Raw genomic sequence first — 965 nt, 5'->3', positions numbered from 1 at the left:
GCCGTGGCCACGGCCAGCGGCCCGTTGTGCGTGGAGGCGGGGGGCCTGTCCCTGCTGGCAGACCCGGTGGCCTCGCCGGGGCGGGTGATCATTGCCGGTGCCGGGCACGTGGGGCGGCAGGTGGGCCTGATGGCCTCGCTGGCCGGGTTCCGGGTGACCGTGCTGGATGACCGGCCCGATTTCGCCAAAGCCGATCGGTTGCCCGGCGCGGACGAGGTGCGTTGCGTCACGCCCGGTGGCGACTGGCTGGAGGGGCTGGGGATGCACGAAGACTGCTACGTGGTCATTGTCACACGCGGGCACCGCAACGACGGCGAAGTGCTGGCCAGCGCCCTGCGCACCCCGGCCCGCTACGTGGGCATGATCGGCAGCCGCCGCAAGCGTGACGCCGTGTACCGCAGGCTGGAAGAGGCGGGCACCCCGCGCGCGGCCATCGAGCGGGTGCATTCGCCCATCGGGTTGGACATCGGCGCGGAAACGCCCGAGGAAATAGCCGTAAGCATCGTGGCGGAACTGGTGCAGGCGCGGGCCGCCAGTCGGGTGCGCCACGCCATTCCGCCCCTGCAGGCCTGAAGCCCCGCAGGGTTGACACGGTCGCAGGGCGCGCCGGATCGTTGTCGGGCACGGAGCAAGGAATGCCATCTGAAGTGATGAATGATTCGGCGGTTTCGATAGCATGCCTGCCAACAATCGAAAGTTCTGGACGATCGGGAGGGGAGCGGCCATGCAGACGGTTGCACCCGGCGTGACGGCCCCAGCACTCTTCCCGCTTTCCCCGTACCCGGTCGTCGGCGTGGTGCTGGCGGCGGGCGCTTCGTCGCGCATGGCTCCGGACTTCAAGCCGCTGCTGGACCTGTGCGGCGCCTCGGTGCTGGCCCGCTGCGTGGAGATGTTCCGGCAGGCAGGCGTGGCGGATGTGCTGGTGGTCACCGGGCACCGCGCGGACGAGGTGGCGGCGGAGGCCG

General features: G+C 70.7%; 2 protein-coding genes. Both read left to right on the top strand.

The window, feature by feature from the left end:
* The coding region (locus FVW20_RS16695) for an XdhC family protein (RefSeq protein ID WP_196610473.1) at positions 1-573 on the top strand (573 nt) is incomplete at its 5' end.
* A 151-nt stretch (positions 574-724) separates the two neighbouring features.
* Positions 725-965: NTP transferase domain-containing protein (locus FVW20_RS16690; RefSeq protein ID WP_196610472.1), on the top strand; the 241-nt coding region annotated here is incomplete at its 3' end.

Origin of the sequence: Nitratidesulfovibrio oxamicus, assembly GCF_015731765.1 — a bacterium.
GTDB classification, from domain to species: Bacteria; Desulfobacterota; Desulfovibrionia; order Desulfovibrionales; family Desulfovibrionaceae; genus Cupidesulfovibrio; species Cupidesulfovibrio oxamicus.
Note: the sequence above shows the minus strand (reverse complement) of the source record. Positions and strands in the feature narration are given on the sequence as shown.